Origin of the sequence: Enterobacter roggenkampii (genome assembly GCF_001729805.1) — a bacterium.
GTDB lineage: Bacteria > Pseudomonadota > Gammaproteobacteria > Enterobacterales > Enterobacteriaceae > Enterobacter > Enterobacter roggenkampii.
This window is the reverse complement of record NZ_CP017184.1, coordinates 1,349,210-1,364,838: the sequence shown is the minus strand read 5'-3', so window position 1 is coordinate 1,364,838 and position 15,629 is coordinate 1,349,210. Positions and strand designations below refer to the sequence as shown.

General features: G+C 59.9%; 13 protein-coding genes. 5 read left to right on the top strand and 8 right to left on the bottom strand.

Going from position 1 to position 15,629, the window contains the following annotated elements:
• The first annotated feature begins 186 nt into the window (after positions 1-186).
• The gene (gene yvcK / locus BFV67_RS06320) at positions 187-1,095 is read left to right on the top strand and encodes a uridine diphosphate-N-acetylglucosamine-binding protein YvcK (protein WP_008501139.1); all 909 of its coding nucleotides are present in this window, start codon (positions 187-189) and stop codon (positions 1,093-1,095) included.
• A gap of 89 nt (positions 1,096-1,184) precedes the next feature.
• On the opposite strand, the gene uvrB is transcribed toward yvcK, so the two are convergent.
• Positions 1,185-3,200: an excinuclease ABC subunit UvrB gene (gene uvrB, locus BFV67_RS06315; protein ID WP_008501138.1), complete on the bottom strand. Its 2,016-nt coding sequence runs from the start codon at positions 3,198-3,200 to the stop codon at positions 1,185-1,187.
• A 751-nt stretch (positions 3,201-3,951) separates the two neighbouring features.
• Here uvrB and BFV67_RS06310 point away from each other — a divergent pair.
• Entirely contained in the window at positions 3,952-4,674 is a 723-nt protein-coding gene (locus tag BFV67_RS06310; protein WP_008501137.1) for an ABC transporter ATP-binding protein, read from the top strand.
• Here BFV67_RS06310 and bioD read toward each other — a convergent pair.
• From bioD to bioB, 4 genes are read right to left on the bottom strand one after another with little or no spacing between them, the layout of a single operon-like run.
• Positions 4,637-5,338: a dethiobiotin synthase gene (gene bioD, locus BFV67_RS06305; protein ID WP_063617879.1), complete on the bottom strand. Its 702-nt coding sequence runs from the start codon at positions 5,336-5,338 to the stop codon at positions 4,637-4,639. The genes BFV67_RS06310 and bioD overlap by 38 nt on opposite strands.
• Positions 5,331-6,086, bottom strand: a complete 756-nt coding sequence (gene bioC / locus BFV67_RS06300) for a malonyl-ACP O-methyltransferase BioC (protein ID WP_069598013.1) — start codon at positions 6,084-6,086, stop codon at positions 5,331-5,333. Before bioC ends, bioD begins: the two co-directional genes overlap by 8 nt.
• Complete coding sequence (gene bioF / locus BFV67_RS06295) at positions 6,070-7,227, bottom strand: 8-amino-7-oxononanoate synthase (protein ID WP_069598012.1); 1,158 nt, start codon at positions 7,225-7,227, stop codon at positions 6,070-6,072. The genes bioC and bioF overlap by 17 nt, the downstream gene beginning before the upstream one ends.
• Positions 7,224-8,264, bottom strand: coding sequence for a biotin synthase BioB (gene bioB, locus BFV67_RS06290; protein WP_008501133.1), 1,041 nt, complete (start codon positions 8,262-8,264; stop codon positions 7,224-7,226). Before bioB ends, bioF begins: the two co-directional genes overlap by 4 nt.
• An 86-nt stretch (positions 8,265-8,350) precedes the next feature.
• On the opposite strand from bioB, the gene bioA reads away from it, so the two are divergent.
• The 3 genes from bioA (at position 8,351) to BFV67_RS06275 (ending at position 11,472) form a co-directional block, all read left to right on the top strand.
• Positions 8,351-9,640 carry an adenosylmethionine--8-amino-7-oxononanoate transaminase gene (gene bioA, locus BFV67_RS06285; protein WP_039265999.1) on the top strand — a complete coding sequence of 430 codons (1,290 nt, stop codon included), beginning with the start codon at positions 8,351-8,353 and terminating at the stop codon, positions 9,638-9,640.
• 48 nt (positions 9,641-9,688) lie between these two features.
• The gene (locus BFV67_RS06280; protein ID WP_069598010.1) at positions 9,689-10,165 is read left to right on the top strand and encodes a kinase inhibitor; all 477 of its coding nucleotides are present in this window, start codon (positions 9,689-9,691) and stop codon (positions 10,163-10,165) included.
• Positions 10,166-10,338: 173 nt separating this feature from the next.
• A complete protein-coding gene (locus BFV67_RS06275; protein WP_235610607.1) occupies positions 10,339-11,472 on the top strand; it encodes an integrase core domain-containing protein in 1,134 nt (377 codons plus the stop codon).
• Between the two features lie 75 nt (positions 11,473-11,547).
• Here BFV67_RS06275 and hutH read toward each other — a convergent pair whose 3' ends face one another.
• The 3 genes from hutH to BFV67_RS06260 form a co-directional block, all read right to left on the bottom strand.
• On the bottom strand, positions 11,548-13,068 hold the full coding sequence (hutH, locus tag BFV67_RS06270; RefSeq protein ID WP_023326936.1) for a histidine ammonia-lyase: 1,521 nt from the start codon (positions 13,066-13,068) through the stop codon (positions 11,548-11,550).
• A complete protein-coding gene (hutU, locus tag BFV67_RS06265) occupies positions 13,065-14,753 on the bottom strand; it encodes a urocanate hydratase (protein ID WP_008501128.1) in 1,689 nt (562 codons plus the stop codon). Before hutU ends, hutH begins: the two co-directional genes overlap by 4 nt.
• A gap of 126 nt (positions 14,754-14,879) precedes the next feature.
• The gene (locus BFV67_RS06260; protein WP_045417467.1) at positions 14,880-15,614 is read right to left on the bottom strand and encodes a histidine utilization repressor; all 735 of its coding nucleotides are present in this window, start codon (positions 15,612-15,614) and stop codon (positions 14,880-14,882) included.
• Between the last annotated feature and the right edge of the window lie 15 nt (positions 15,615-15,629).

Sequence of the window (15,629 nt, the reverse complement as noted above, 5' to 3'; positions counted from 1 at the left end):
TGACAGCGCCATTATCGCTTTTCGCTATATAATTATGTATATAGCGAATCAATCCTGCATTTTCGCTACAGAATACCTAAAAACTGCACTTTCACATTGATATACGTCATTTTGCTTCGGGTGAGGCATCGTCTTTTAGGGGTAGTTAGGTTACTGTTACGCGATCGAACGTGATAAGGAATACGTATGCGCAATCGCACTTTTGCGGATCTTGACCGAGTGGTCGCTCTTGGCGGAGGCCACGGCCTGGGCCGCGTTATGTCCTCTTTGTCGTCACTCGGCTCAAGGCTGACAGGGATAGTGACCACCACCGATAACGGCGGCTCAACCGGGCGGATCAGACGTGCCGAAGGCGGCATTGCCTGGGGCGATATGCGCAACTGCCTGAACCAGTTAATTACCGAGCCGAGCGTCGCGTCGGCGATGTTTGAGTACCGTTTTGGCGGCAATGGCGAACTTTCCGGACATAACCTCGGAAATCTGATGTTAAAGGCGCTGGATCACCTGAGCGTAAGGCCTCTCGAAGCCATCAATCTGATCCGTAACCTGCTCAAAGTGGACGCATTCCTGATCCCGATGTCTGAACAACCGGTCGATTTGATGGCCATCGACGCCGAAGGGCATGAAGTGTACGGCGAGGTGAATATTGACCAGCTTCTGCTGCCGCCCAAAGAGCTGATGACTTACCCGAGCGTGCCGGCGACGCGTGAAGCCGTAGAAGCAATTGGCGATGCGGATTTAATTCTGATCGGCCCGGGCAGCTTTTATACCAGCCTGATGCCGATCCTGCTGGTGAAAGAGCTGGCGCAGGCGCTGCGCCGCACCCCGGCGCCGATGGTCTACATCGGCAATTTAGGGCGTGAGCTGAGTCCGGCCGCGGCGAGCCTGTCGCTGGCGGACAAGCTCGACCTGATGGAGCAGTACGTCGGTAAGAAAATTATCGACGGTGTCGTGGTTGGGCCAAAAGTGGATGTGACAGGGATTGGCGATCGCGTGGTGGTGCAGGAGCCGCTGGAGGCCTCAGACATCAAGTACCGTCACGACCGCCACCTGCTGCGCGAGGCGCTGGAGAAAGCAATTCAGGCTTTGGGTTAACAAAAACCCCGGTGGCGCTGCGCTTACCGGGGTGACAAAAGACGCTAAACCTGTAGGCCCGGTAAGCGCAGCGCCACCGGGCAAAAAACTCACGATGCCGCGATAAACAGATCCCGCAGCTGATGAAGTTGGTCGCGGATCTGCGCCGCCTCTTCGAACTCCAGGTTCTGCGCGTGCTGCATCATCTGCCCTTCCAGCTCGTGGATCTTCTGCTGCAGCGCCTTCGGCGTCAGCACGACGGTATCTTCTTCCACCACTGAACGCGCCTTGCCGCGGCCTTTCGCTTTGGTTTTGGCAATGTTCTGGCCCAGCGCCAGAATATCCACCACCTTCTTGTTCAGCCCCTGCGGGGTAATGCCGTGTTCTTCGTTGTAGCGCTGCTGTTTCTCGCGGCGGCGCTCCGTCTCACCGATCGCTTTCGCCATCGACGGGGTAATTTTGTCACCGTACAGAATCGCTTTACCGTTGACGTTACGCGCGGCGCGGCCGATGGTCTGAATCAGCGAACGCTCGGAACGCAGGAAGCCCTCTTTATCCGCGTCCAGAATCGCCACCAGGGAGACTTCCGGCATATCCAGACCTTCCCGAAGCAGGTTAATCCCCACCAGCACGTCAAACTCGCCCAGACGCAGGTCGCGGATAATCTCCATGCGCTCCACGGTATCGATATCCGAGTGCAGATAACGCACCTTCTCGCCGTGCTCTTCGAGATACTCGGTCAGGTCTTCCGCCATACGCTTGGTGAGCGTGGTCACCAGCACGCGCTCGTTAATGGCGGAACGGGCGCGGATCTCAGAGAGCAGGTCGTCTACCTGCGTCGCCACCGGACGCACCTCGATAATCGGGTCCAGCAGCCCGGTCGGACGCACTACCTGGTCAACCACCTCATCGCCCGATTTTTCCAGCTCGTAGTTGCCCGGCGTGGCCGAGACGTAGATGGTTTGCGGCGCCAGCGCCTCAAACTCTTCAAACTTCATCGGACGGTTATCCAGCGCTGACGGCAGGCGGAATCCGTACTCCACCAGCGTCTCTTTACGCGCCCGGTCGCCGCGGTACATTCCGCCGATCTGCGGGATCGTGACGTGGGATTCGTCGATCACCAGCAAACCGTCTGCTGGCAGGTAATCAAACAGCGTCGGCGGCGGCTCGCCCGGCCCGCGCCCGGAGAGGAAGCGGGAGTAGTTTTCGATGCCGGAGCAGTAGCCCAGCTCGTTCATCATCTCCAGGTCGAACTGGGTACGCTGGCTGAGGCGCTGCTCTTCCAGCAGCTTATTGTTCGCCAGCAGCACCTTGCGGCGCTCGGCCAGCTCCACTTTGATCTCTTCCATCGCCTGCACGATACGCTCGCGCGGCGTCACGTAGTGTGTTTTCGGGTAGATGGTGAAGCGCTGGATCACTGACTCAACGTGTCCGGTCAGCGGGTCGAAGAGCGACAGGCGTTCGACCTCCTCGTCAAACAGCTCAACGCGCAGCGCCATATCGTCCGATTCCGCCGGGAAGATGTCGATCACTTCGCCGCGCACGCGGAACGTACCACGCTGGAAGGCCTGGTCGTTGCGGGTGTACTGCAGCTCCGCCAGACGACGCAAAATCGCGCGCTGGTCGATGATCATCCCCTGCGTCAGGTGCAGCATCATCTTGAGATAGAGATCCGGGTCGCCCAGGCCGTAAATCGCCGAAACAGAGGCCACCACAACCACATCGCGACGCTCCAGCAGCGCCTTAGTGGCCGACAGTCGCATCTGCTCAATGTGTTCGTTCACCGACGCATCTTTCTCGATGAAGGTATCAGAGCTCGGCACATAGGCTTCTGGCTGGTAGTAATCGTAGTAGGAGACGAAATACTCAACGGCGTTTTCCGGGAAGAACTCTTTCATCTCGCCGTAAAGCTGCGCCGCCAGGGTTTTGTTGGGCGCCAGCACCATCGTAGGGCGCTGGAGATCCGCAATCACGTTGGCAATGGTAAAGGTTTTACCCGAGCCGGTAACCCCGAGCAGCGTCTGGTGCGCCAGCCCATCTTCCAGCCCCTCTTCCAGACGACGGATCGCTTCAGGCTGATCGCCAGACGGACGGAAAGCAGAATTCAATTTGAACGGTTTACTCATGGGCGACAACCTGATGACGTTATAAGCGGCAGGTGAATAATTTTACTCCTTGTTGCCAGGAATGCCAGTAAAAAACACTGGATGAAAAACCAGTAGCATGTCAGGATATTTAGCATAGCGCCTGAATGATTAGCGCGATAGCGGCCAAAATTTGGACAGTGGCAACATAAAACACCAGTCAGGTCAGGTTATCCCCAGAACTTTTTCTTTTTTAACATTTGTCAAGCCAGGTAATGATAGTTTTATGGCAACGGGTGACACTTTCATGACGGGAATTGATTTTATCTAACCAATTAAAAAATAAAAGATATTTTCTAAAGCCGCGTTTCGCGTCAATTTGGGCGTAAGCCGCGTATTCTCTCGCTTATCGCGTGTTTTCTAACTCTAATGCACATGGTTATCCACAGGAATAGTGGATAACTGCTTCCAGCCCATACAGACTGGCGCTCTGCAAATTCCCGGATTTTCCCACGAGGCGGCAGCAAAAAATTTTTATAGCTCTTTTTTGCTGATTAACAGTCGCGTCATTCATAACCAACTGACGAGATCTTGCTCACATTTCCATCATTTCTGGCTCTGCACCACAACTCAACACCGTCGGCACCGTCGATGTGCAATCCCCCTTTTTATCCCCCGCGCTTCTGTGACTTATTCCTAAAAAAGACGCTTTTTTAATCACTTTCCGCTTTATGGCAGGGGTTTTGCAGTTTAACAACGAGCCACACCTACACACATTTTTAAGGAGAGAAAGATGTTGAGCCTGCGTGCAGTGAATCAGTTTTACGGAAGTCAACATACGCTATGGAATGTGGATTTAGATTTTCCGCAAGGGATGTGTACAGGCGTCGTTGGCCTGCCGGGGATGGGGAAAACCACCCTCATGAATTGCATCGCCGGGAAAGTGCCCGTCGAAAGCGGCAGCATCATCTGGTATGAGGCGGGCGCGCCGCCGCGCGATTTGCTCAATCCGCCGCCAGAACAGCGTTCCGGGCCGGGAATAGGCTATGTCTCGCAGGACAGGCGGATCTTCTCCCAGCTCACGATTGAGGAGAACCTGCATATCGCCATGCGGGCGACGGGGAAACCGAACCCGGAGGCGAAAAATGACGTTTACGACCTGTTCCCGGCGCTCTATGCCTTGCGACGAACCCGCGCCAACACGCTCTCTCCGGACGACCAGTATCAGCTGGCGCTGGCTAATGCGCTGGTGAACCGCCCTCACCTGCTGATCCTGGATGAACCGCTGCACGGCGCGGGGCACAGCGTTGCCCAGAAGCTGGTGCAGCTGCTGGGGCGCTTAAACCGGGAGTTAGGGATGACGGTGCTGTTAGCCGAGCAGCAGCTGTCGTTTATCCGCCGGGTGGCGGACCGTTTCTGTCTGCTCTATCGCGGGCGTAACGTGGCGCAGGGCCACGTTAACGAACTGGATGACGAGCTTATCGCTCACTGGATGTCGCGGGAAGCAAAACGCTGAGATCGAGATAACGTCCGGTTTCGGCATTTTCCGCGCCCTCAGCCAGCCAGGGAATTTCCCCGAGGCACGGCGCGGGCAGGACGCGCCTGAGCGTCGCCAGATACGCCTGATGGCGTTTACCCGGCGCAACCACGTCGTTGGCTATCCAGCCCGCAAGACGCAGCCCTGCCTGCTGTACGGCCTGTGCGGTCAACATGGCGTGATTGATGCAGCCCAGCTTGACGCCGACGACAAGAATGACCGGAAGCTGCTCGGCCTGCACCCAGTCAGCAAACGTCTGCGTGTCTGAAAGCGGCGTAAACCAGCCGCCGGCCCCTTCCACCAGCACCCAGTCGGCCTGATTTTCCAGCGTCCGCAGTCCGGCAGACAGCACGGCGAAATCAATCGGACGGCCTTCATCGGCGCTGATAATGTGCGGCGAGGTCGGTTCGGCAAAGGTGTACGGATTCACTGCAGAATAGGCGAGTTCACGCGTGCTGTTACGCTGGAGCGCCAGCGCGTCGGTGTTGCGTAACCCTTCCGCCGTCATCTCGCTGCCGGACGCCACGGGCTTATACCCGGCGGTGTTTTTCCCGAGCAGCCGTGCCGCCTGCAGCAATGCCGTGCTGGCAACCGTTTTGCCCACTTCTGTGTCCGTGCCGGTGACAAAATAACGTTCAGTCACGTTCGATAACCCCATGAAAAAGTTGATAGGAGAGCGGGAAATGCCCCCGCTGCTGCGGCCAGGCCAGCTCAAGGCGCTGCAGCTGACCCCGGGTAAGCGGTTTTTTCTCGCGTCCGGTATGCAGGTGCGTGGCGCCGATGCCCTTCAGCGAACGCATGGCGCTGAACGCATCGCTAAAATTGAGCGTGATGGTCTGCACCGTGCTGCGATAGCGCCAGCCTGCCAGCGCCTGCGTCACCTGCTCATGCGATAAAAACCGGTTAGCGTGCGGCTGTTCATCCACCGCTTTCCAGGCCTGATTCAGCTCCGGCAGCGAACTTTCCAGCAGGGTGGTAAAGGCCACCTTCCCGCCCGGCCGCGCCACGCGATAAAGCTCGCGCAGGGCCTGCGGCAGGCTGCTGCACCACTGAACCGCCAGATGGCTCCAGACCAGATCGAACTGCGCGTCCGCCAGCGGGATCGCCTCGATATCGGCCAGCAGATAACGATCTGCCGCCTGCCGCTGGCGTGCCTCTTCCAGCATCCGGGCTGAGAGATCGATAGCCGTCACCTGGCTTCCCGCCCCGCGCCAGTAGCGGCTGTTGCTGCCGGGACCACAGCCGGCGTCCAGCACCTGTGGAAAACCGTTCTCGCCAAGGGCGGCCAGAAGCCCCTGCGCGCTCAGACGCTGCAGCTCATCATGCTGCGTATAGCTCTGCGCGGCGCGGCCGAATGCCGCCGCGATGGCCTGCTTATTCACCGGCATCATGGAGCGCCTCCAGCAACGTCTCAATATCCTGTGCTTCATGCGCCGCCGTCAGGGTTAAGCGCAGCCGCGCCGTGCCCGGTGGTACGGTGGGCGGGCGAATAGCGGTCACCCACATGCCGCGCTGGCGCAGCGCCTGTGCCAGTGCCAGCGCGCGGCCGTTTTCACCGACAATCACCGGCTGAATAGCGCTCTGCGAATCGGTGCTGCGAAAGGGCAGCGCCGCGAGTCCCTGACGGAAGCGGGCGATATGCTCTGCCAGCCGCTGGCGACGCTCATCCCCTTCCGCGCTGCGTATCACCGCCAGCGACGCTGACAGCGCCACGGCCTGCGCCGGAGGCATGCTGGTGCTGTAAATCAGGTGTCGGGCAAACTGCAGCAGATAGTCGGCGACGGGTTCGCTGCACAGCACGGCGGCGCCGCTGACGCCAAAGCCTTTGCCGAAGGTGACAATCAGCAGCTCCGGCTTCACGTTTTGCTGGTATGCGCTCCCGCGCCCTTCGTCGCCCATCACGCCAGTGCCGTGGGCATCGTCCACCAGCAGCCAGGCATGCTGCCGCTTTGCGGCCTCGTGCAGCGCGGCAAGCGGCGCGCTGTCGCCGTCCATGCTGAACACCCCTTCCGTGACCGCCAGCTGTTGTCCGTCGCAGGGTTTATCCAGCAGCGCAGCAAGCTGCCCCGCATCGTTATGGGCAAAACGCCGCAGCTGCGCCGGGCTTAAATTTGCCGCCTCCAGCAGGGAGGCGTGGCTCAGGCGGTCGGCGACAATGCGATCGTCCTTGCCCATCAGGGCCGTGATGACCGCCTGGTTGGCGGCAAACCCAGAGATAAACAGCAGCGCGCGCGGGTAGCCCAGCCAGTCGGCAAGCGCCTCTTCCAGCGCCTGATGCGCCGTGGTGTATCCGCTGACGTGTCCCGATCCGCCGCTGCCCACGCCAAACCGCTCCGCGCCCTGCTGCCAGGCGCGGATAATGGCCGGATGCTGGCTCAGCCCGAGATAGTCGTTGCTGGAGAAATTGCAGAACTGCTGGCCTTCACGGGTAAGAAAACGGCCCGCGCCGTTTTCCACCACCCTGCGAACGCGAAATGCCTCTGCCGCCCGACGCTCGTCGAGCGCAGAGTTGATACGTGCCTGCCAGGTCATACGGCTGCCGCGTTGTAGAACTGGTCGGTGTCGGCGTTAAAAATCTGCTGCTCCAGCTGCTGCTGTTGCTCGTTATCGCCCGTCAGCACCTCGGTCTGGTGCGGGTTCAGCCCCAGCTTGCGGAACAGCTGAACGTCTTTGTCCTCTTCCGGGTTCGGCGTGGTCAGCAGCTTGCAGCCGTAGAAGATGGAGTTGGCCCCGGCCATAAAGCACATCGCCTGGGTCTGCTCGTTCATCTGCTCGCGGCCCGCTGAGAGGCGAACGTAAGACGTTGGCATCATGATGCGCGCCACCGCGATGGTGCGGATAAAATCAAACGCATCCACGTCCTCGTTATCCGCCAGCGGCGTACCCTTGACCTTCACCAGCATGTTGATCGGCACGCTTTCCGGCGGGGTCGGCAGGTTCGCCAGCTGCAGCAGCAGGCCCGCGCGGTCTTTCACCGTCTCGCCTAAGCCCACGATGCCGCCGGAGCAGACCTTGATCCCCGCGTCACGCACTTTATCCAGCGTATCCAGACGCTCCTGGTAGGTACGCGTGGTGATGATGTTGCCGTAAAATTCCGGCGAGGTGTCGAGGTTGTGGTTGTAGTAATCCAGCCCCGCCGCCGAGAGGCGCTGCGCCTGCTCCTCGTTGAGCGTGCCGAGCGTCATACAGGCTTCGAGGCCCATCTCCTTCACGCCCTTCACCATCTGCTCCAGATACGGCATGTCGCGATCGTGCGGGTTCTTCCACGCCGCGCCCATGCAGAAGCGGGTCGAGCCGGCGTTTTTCGCCTTGCGCGCGGAGTCGAGGACCTGCTCGACCTCCATCAGGCGCTCTGACTCCAGGCCGGTTTTGTAGCGCGCGCTCTGCGGGCAATATTTGCAGTCTTCGGGGCAGGCGCCGGTCTTGATCGACAGCAGCGTGCTGACCTGAACATGGCGGGGATCGAAGTGCTGACGATGCACCTGTTGGGCTTCGAACATCAGCTCAAGGAAAGGTTTGTTGAATAATTCAGTAACTTGCGACATCGTCCAGCGTGCGTGGTGAGCCATCGGGCTTCTCCAAAGGGTTTTGTTAATTTTCGGTTCGGTTTATACTCGTAAACCTAAAACTTTTCAAAATGGTTTACAAGTCGATTATGACCCAGGACGATCTCGCCTTCGACAAGCAGCATATCTGGCACCCTTACACCTCCACCACCCGCCCCCTTCCCGTCTATCCGGTGGCCTCCGCCCACGGCTGCGAGCTGCACCTCGCCAGCGGCGAGCGGCTCGTTGACGGGATGTCCTCCTGGTGGGCGGCCATTCACGGGTACAACCACCCGCGCCTGAACGCGGCGATGAAGACGCAGATTGACCAGATGTCGCACGTGATGTTTGGCGGGATCACCCATCAGCCCGCGGTGGATTTATGCCGCCGTCTGGTGGCGATGACGCCTGACTCGCTGGAGTGCGTGTTCCTGGCGGATTCCGGCTCCGTGGCGGTGGAAGTGGCGATGAAAATGGCGCTGCAGTACTGGCACGCCAAAGGCGAAGCGCGCCAGCGTTTCCTCACCTTCCGCAACGGCTATCACGGGGATACCTTCGGGGCGATGTCGGTCTGCGATCCGGACAACTCCATGCACAGCCTGTGGAAGGGGTATCTGCCGGAAAACCTGTTTGCCCCTGCCCCACAGAGCCGCTTCGACGGCGAGTGGAACGAGATGGACATGGTCGGCTTCGCGCGGCTGATGGCGGCGCATCGCCATGAGATCGCCGCCGTCATTCTTGAGCCGATCGTGCAGGGCGCGGGCGGAATGCGGATGTACCATCCGGAATGGCTGAGGCGTATTCGCAAGATGTGCGACCGCGAGGGCATTCTGCTGATTGCCGATGAGATCGCCACCGGCTTTGGCCGCACCGGCAAGCTGTTTGCCTGCGAACATGCGGGCATTGCGCCGGATATTCTGTGCCTCGGTAAAGCGTTGACCGGCGGCACCATGACGCTCTCCGCCACGCTCACGACCCGCCAGGTGGCCGACACCATCAGCGACGGTGAAGCCGGCTGCTTTATGCACGGCCCGACGTTTATGGGTAACCCGCTGGCCTGCGCCGTGGCGAGTGAAAGCCTTGCGATTCTGGAGAGCGGCGAGTGGCAGACGCAGGTTGCGGCGATAGAAGCGCAGCTGAAAGCGGAATTGAGCGCCGCCTCGGGCGCGAATTTCGTGGCGGACGTGCGCGTGCTGGGCGCCATTGGGGTGATTGAAACCACCCATCCGGTGAATATGGCGGCGCTGCAGCGCTTCTTCGTGGACCAGGGCGTGTGGGTCCGGCCTTTCGGCAAGCTTATCTATCTGATGCCGCCGTACAGCATCACGCCAGAGCAGCTTCGAAAATTAACCGACGCGGTTGTAACAGCCGTTAACATTCCCGCGCATTTCACGATTTAACCCAATGCATTACACTTGCTGAACGAGCGATCAACGAGGGTAAACCGTATGAAAATCATCAGTAAAGATCTGCGCGACGGCGAAAAGCTGCCGGAACGGCACGTTTTCAACGGCATGGGGTATCAGGGCGATAACATCTCCCCGCACCTGGCGTGGGACGAGGTTCCGGCAGGCACCAAAAGCTTTGTCGTGACATGCTATGACCCGGATGCGCCAACCGGTTCCGGATGGTGGCACTGGATCGTGGCGAACCTGCCTGCCGACACGCGCGTGCTGCCGCAGGGTTCCGGTTCAGGCCTGGTTGCCCTGCCTGAAGGTGCCATTCAGACGCGTACTGACTTTGGTAAAGCGGGCTACGGCGGCGCGGCGCCGCCAAAAGGGGAAACCCACCGCTATATCTTCACGGTGCACGCGCTGGACGTGGAGAGAATTGAGGTCGATGAAGGCGCGAGCGGCGCGATGGTCGGGTTTAACGTGCATTTCCATTCCCTGGGGAGCGCGTCGATTACGGCGATGTATTCGTAAAAAAAGCCGGGTGGCGGCTACGCCTTACCCGGCCTGGATTTCGTACTCGTAGGCCCGGTAAGCGCAGGGTATGAACCGGAAACATGGGTAACACTTTAGACCGGATACATGGGTAACAGTTATAACTGGCATAGAAGAGGAGACTCGCTATGCCCTGGACTGAGACCCGACCTATGCAACGCCTTGATTTTATCCGTGCCTGCCATGCAGGTACGGACTCCTTCTCCGCTCTTTGCCGTCTTTTTGGTATCAGCCGCAAAACCGGCTACAAATGGCTTCAGCGTTTTGACCCTTCTGACCTGTCCTCTCTCTCTGACCGGTCGCGCGCACCATGCTCTCACTCCCGGACGGTTCCTGATGAGGTCGTCGGACACCTGACTGCCCTGCGTCAGAAACACCCTGACTGGGGCCCGAAAAAACTGCGGATGTGGCTCCTCAATCATCACGTCGATTTTACCGTTCCTGCTGCCAGCACTGTCGGCGATATCCTCAAGCGTGAAGGCCTGGTACCTGACAGAAAGAGAAAGCGCAGAACGCCGGGGAATCGCCGGCCCCTGACCAGCATCAGTGAAAACAATCAGGTCTGGAGCGCTGATTTTAAAGGCAAGTTCAGGCTGCTGAGCAGAGAGTACTGTCATCCCTTTACCCTGACCGACAACCACAGCCGGTATCTGCTGAGCTGCCGTGGAACGGACCGTGAGAGCGAGCCCTTCGTCAGGCACTGTCTGACGGAGGCGTTCCTGGAGTACGGTCTGCCGGACGTTCTGAGAACCGATAATGGTCAGCCCTTCGCAGGGACGGGTATCGCCGGGTTAAGTCGCCTTGCCGTCTGGCTGATAAAGCTGGGCGTCAGACCGGAGCGTATCCGGCGGGGCCATCCCGAAGAGAACGGGCGGCACGAACGCATGCACCGTTCCCTGAAAAGTGCGCTGGCGCAGGGGAACACCTTCATGACGATGGAAGAACAACAGCGGTGGTTCAGTGACTACCGGGAAGAATTTAACTACGAAAGACCGCATGAAGCCCTGGCGGGTGCAACGCCCGGAACGGTGTGGCACCCCTCGAAGCGACAGTGGGATGGCCGTGTTCCTGACTATGCCTATCCGTCAGGAGGAACGGTCTACAGGGTGAAATCGAGGGGGACACTCTATATGGGGAAAAAGGGGACGGTGTTCCTGAGTGAAGCGCTGACTGATGAGTACATCATGCTGGAAGAACAGGATGATGGCCTGGAGGCCATCATCTTCAACGGAATAACGCTTGCGTACTACGACCGAAAAACCCAGAGTGTGGTGCGGATAGACTAAAAGTGTTACCTATGTTCCCGGTCTGATCTGTCACCTATGTATCCGGTCATACAGCAGCGCCACCGGGCAAAAAAATCACAGCACCGAAGGTAACAGCCCCACCAGCCGCCCTTCTTCCAGAAGCTGCATCGCCTTATCAATATCCGGGGCAAAGAAGCGGTCATCATCGTAATGCGTGACGTGCTCGCGCAGCACCTGGCGCGCCTGCTCCAGCAGCGGGCTGGATTTAAGCCCTTCACGCAGATCGATACCCTGACTTGCCGCCAGCCATTCCACCGCCAGCACGCCGCGGGTGTTGGAGGCCATCTCCCACAGACGACGCCCGGCAGCCGGTGCCATCGAAACGTGATCTTCCTGGTTTGCAGACGTTGGCAGGCTGTCCACGCTGTGCGGGTGCGACAGCGCCTTGTTCTCGCTTGCCAGCGCTGCGGCCGTCACCTGAGCAATCATAAAGCCCGAGTTGACCCCGCCGTTACGCACCAGGAACGGTGGCAGCTGGGACATGTGTTTATCCATCATCAGCGCGATGCGGCGCTCGGACAACGCGCCGACTTCGGCAATCGCCAGCGCGATATTATCCGCCGCCATTGCCACAGGCTCGGCGTGGAAGTTGCCCCCGGAGACCACCTCGTTTTCCTGGGCGAACACCAGCGGGTTATCGGACACCGCGTTGGCCTCCACCAGCAGCACCTCCGCCGCCTGGCGCAGCTGCGTCAGGCACGCGCCCATCACCTGCGGCTGGCAGCGCAGGGAATACGGATCCTGCACCTTCTCACAGTTGTGGTGTGACTCCGCGATCTCGCTGGTGTCGGTAAGCACGTGACGGTACATCGCGGCGGCATCAATCTGTCCCCGCTGACCGCGCACCTCGTGGATGCGGGCATCGAACGGGCGACGCGAGCCCAGCACCGCTTCGGTGGTCAGCGCACCGCACACCACCGCCGAGGCAAACAGATCTTCCGCTTCAAACAGGCCGCGCAGCGCGAAGGCGGTCGATGCCTGGGTACCGTTCAGCAACGCCAGCCCCTCTTTCGCCGCCAGCGTGATCGGCGTTAAGCCGGCTTTTTTCAGCGCCTCTTTCGCAGGCAGCCACTCGCCCTGCCAGCGCGCTTTGCCTTCGCCCAGCAGCAGCAGCGACATGTGCGCCAGCGGCGCGAGATCGCCGGAGGCACCGACGGAGCCCTTCGCCGGGATCCACGGATAGACCTCCGCATTAACCAGCGCCATCAGCGCCTGGATCACGCTCAGGCGGATGCCGGAGAAACCGCGCGCCAGGCTGTTGATTTTGAGCACCATCATCAGACGGACAATCTCATCGTCAAGCGGCTGACCGACGCCCGCCGCGTGCGACAGCACCAGCGAACGCTGCAGGTTTTCCAGATCGTGCGTCGCGATGCGGGTCTGCGCCAGCAGCCCAAAGCCGGTATTAATCCCGTAAGCCGTGCGCCCTTCGGCAACGATGGCTTCAACGCAGGCCACGCTGTCGTTAATGGCGGCGTGGGCGCTTTCATCCAGCGAAAGGGTGACCGGCTGACGCCAGACGTTACGCAGCTGTTTGAGCGTCAGTGAGCCGGGAGTGAGTGTTAACGCGTTCATTCATGCTTTCCTTGTGTGGCAGGGATCATCGGCAGGTTAAGGCCCTGCTCTTTGGCACAGTCAATGGCAATCTCGTAACCCGCATCCGCGTGACGCATCACGCCGGTGGCCGGGTCGTTGTGGAGCACGCGAGCGATACGCGCGGCGGCTTCATCGGTACCGTCGCAGACGATGACCATCCCGGAATGCTGGGAGAAGCCCATTCCCACGCCGCCGCCGTGGTGCAGCGACACCCAGGTCGCGCCGCTGGCGGTGTTGAGCAGGGCGTTCAGCAATGGCCAGTCGGAGACCGCGTCCGAGCCGTCGCGCATGGCTTCGGTTTCGCGGTTCGGGCTGGCGACGGAGCCGGAGTCCAGGTGGTCTCGGCCGATGACGATCGGCGCGGAAACTTCACCGCTGCGCACCATTTCGTTAAAGGCGAGGCCCAGTTTTTGACGCCACTCCAGCCCTACCCAGCAGATACGCGCCGGCAGGCCCTGGAAGTTAATGCGCTCGCGGGCCATGTCCAGCCAGTGGTGCAGGTGTTCGTCATCGGCGACAATCTCCTTCACTTTGGCGTCGGTTTTGTATATATCCTCCGGGTCACCGGACAGGGCAACCCAGCGGAACGGTCCGATGCCGCGGCAGAACAGCGGGCGGATATAGGCCGGGACGAAGCCCGGGAAGTCGAAGGCGTTACTCACGCCCATCTCTTTCGCCATCTGGCGGATGTTGTTGCCGTAGTCAAAGGTCGGAATGCCCATCTGGCTGAAGGCCAGCATCGCGGAGACGTGTTCCGCCATGGCGCGTTTCGCGGCAAGCACCGTGCCTTCCGGGTCGATCTCCGCTTTTTGCTGATAGTCTTCCCACGACCAGCCTTTTGGCAGGTAGCCGTGCAGCGGGTCATGGGCGCTGGTCTGGTCGGTGACCAGATCCGGGCGCACGCCGCGGGCAACGAGTTCAGGAAGAATGTCCGCCGCGTTGCCGCACAGGGCAATCGACACCGCTTTGCCTTCGGACGTGTATTTTTTGATGCGCGCCAGCGCGTCATCGAGATTCTCGGCCTGTTCGTCGACGTAACGGGTGCGCAGACGGAAATCAATGCGGCTCTGCTGGCACTCAATGTTCAGCGAGCACGCGCCGGCCAGCGTGGCGGCCAGCGGCTGCGCGCCGCCCATCCCGCCAAGACCGGCGGTCAATACCCAGCGGCCTTTCAGCGAGCCGTTGTAGTGCTGGCGACCGGCCTCCACGAAGGTTTCGTAGGTGCCCTGCACGATCCCCTGGCTGCCGATGTAGATCCAGCTCCCGGCGGTCATCTGGCCATACATCGCCAGCCCTTTCGCGTCGAGTTCGTTGAAGTGTTCCCAGGTGGCCCAGTGCGGCACGAGGTTAGAGTTGGCGATCAGCACGCGCGGGGCATTTTTGTGGGTTTTAAACACGCCAACCGGCTTGCCGGACTGCACCAGCAGGGTTTCGTCGTTTTCGAGTTCGGTCAGTGCCTTAACAATGGCGTCATAGCATTCCCAGTTGCGCGCGGCGCGGCCAATGCCGCCGTAGACCACCAGCTCGTGGGGGTTTTCCGCCACCTCAGGATCAAGGTTGTTCATCAACATGCGCAGCGGGGCTTCGGTGAGCCAGCTTTTGGCAGTAAGGGTGGTGCCGCGCGCGGCGCGGACGTCCTGCTGGCGGTATTTACCTGACGACATTGTGTGCTCCTATACGGGACAGATGATGCATTTAGATATACTTGTATAGACAAGCACGCACAAGGTCAGATTTAACAAAAAAGATACAATTTTGTTATATTGCGTTAGCGATCACGCTTATAAAACTTATGACATAAAGTGGCCCTGCAGCCGGTAACGGTTCCCCGGGAAAAGCAGCCGGGCATGTGACACGATGTGCGATGAGGACCAGGTTCGACGGCGGATCAGCAGGCACGGGTCGTGCTCTTTAATGCGCAGCCGTTCGCACTCCTGCGGCGTGGCGCGCACGGCTTCCACAATGTGCTCCCCTTCCGTCAGCGGTGCGACGAGCGAGAGATAGGCATGCGGCGTGGTCTGGGTGTAATCCTGGTTCAGATAGTCCGGTATCCGTTCAGCGTTCACGCAGCGATCCTCAATCTGCACCGGAATGTCGTTTTCGAAATGGACCATCACGGAGTGGAAGATGCGGCTGCCCTCTTTGACGTTCAGCTCTACCGCCTGCTCGGCGCTGGCCTGGGTCTCTTCGAGCACCAGCACCTCACAGCGGTGCTGATGATTACGCGCGGCAATCTCGTCCGCAATGCTGCGGATTTCAAACAGGGCGGACTGCCCTTTCGGCTCCGCCACAAACGTCCCGACGCCCTGCAGGCGCACCAGAAGCCCTTCGTCGGTCAGCTCGCGCAGCGCCCGGTTGACGGTCATCCGGCTAAAGCCAAACTGCGCCACCAGATCGGCCTCCGAGGGAATGCGGTCGTGCGGCCGCCAGACGCCGGTGGCGATTTTTTCGCTGATCGCCTGCTTCACCTTTTCGTAGAAAGGCGCGGGAGGGCTCGACGGCGGCAGGGGTGAGCGTGAAAACATCGTGACTCCTTGAAT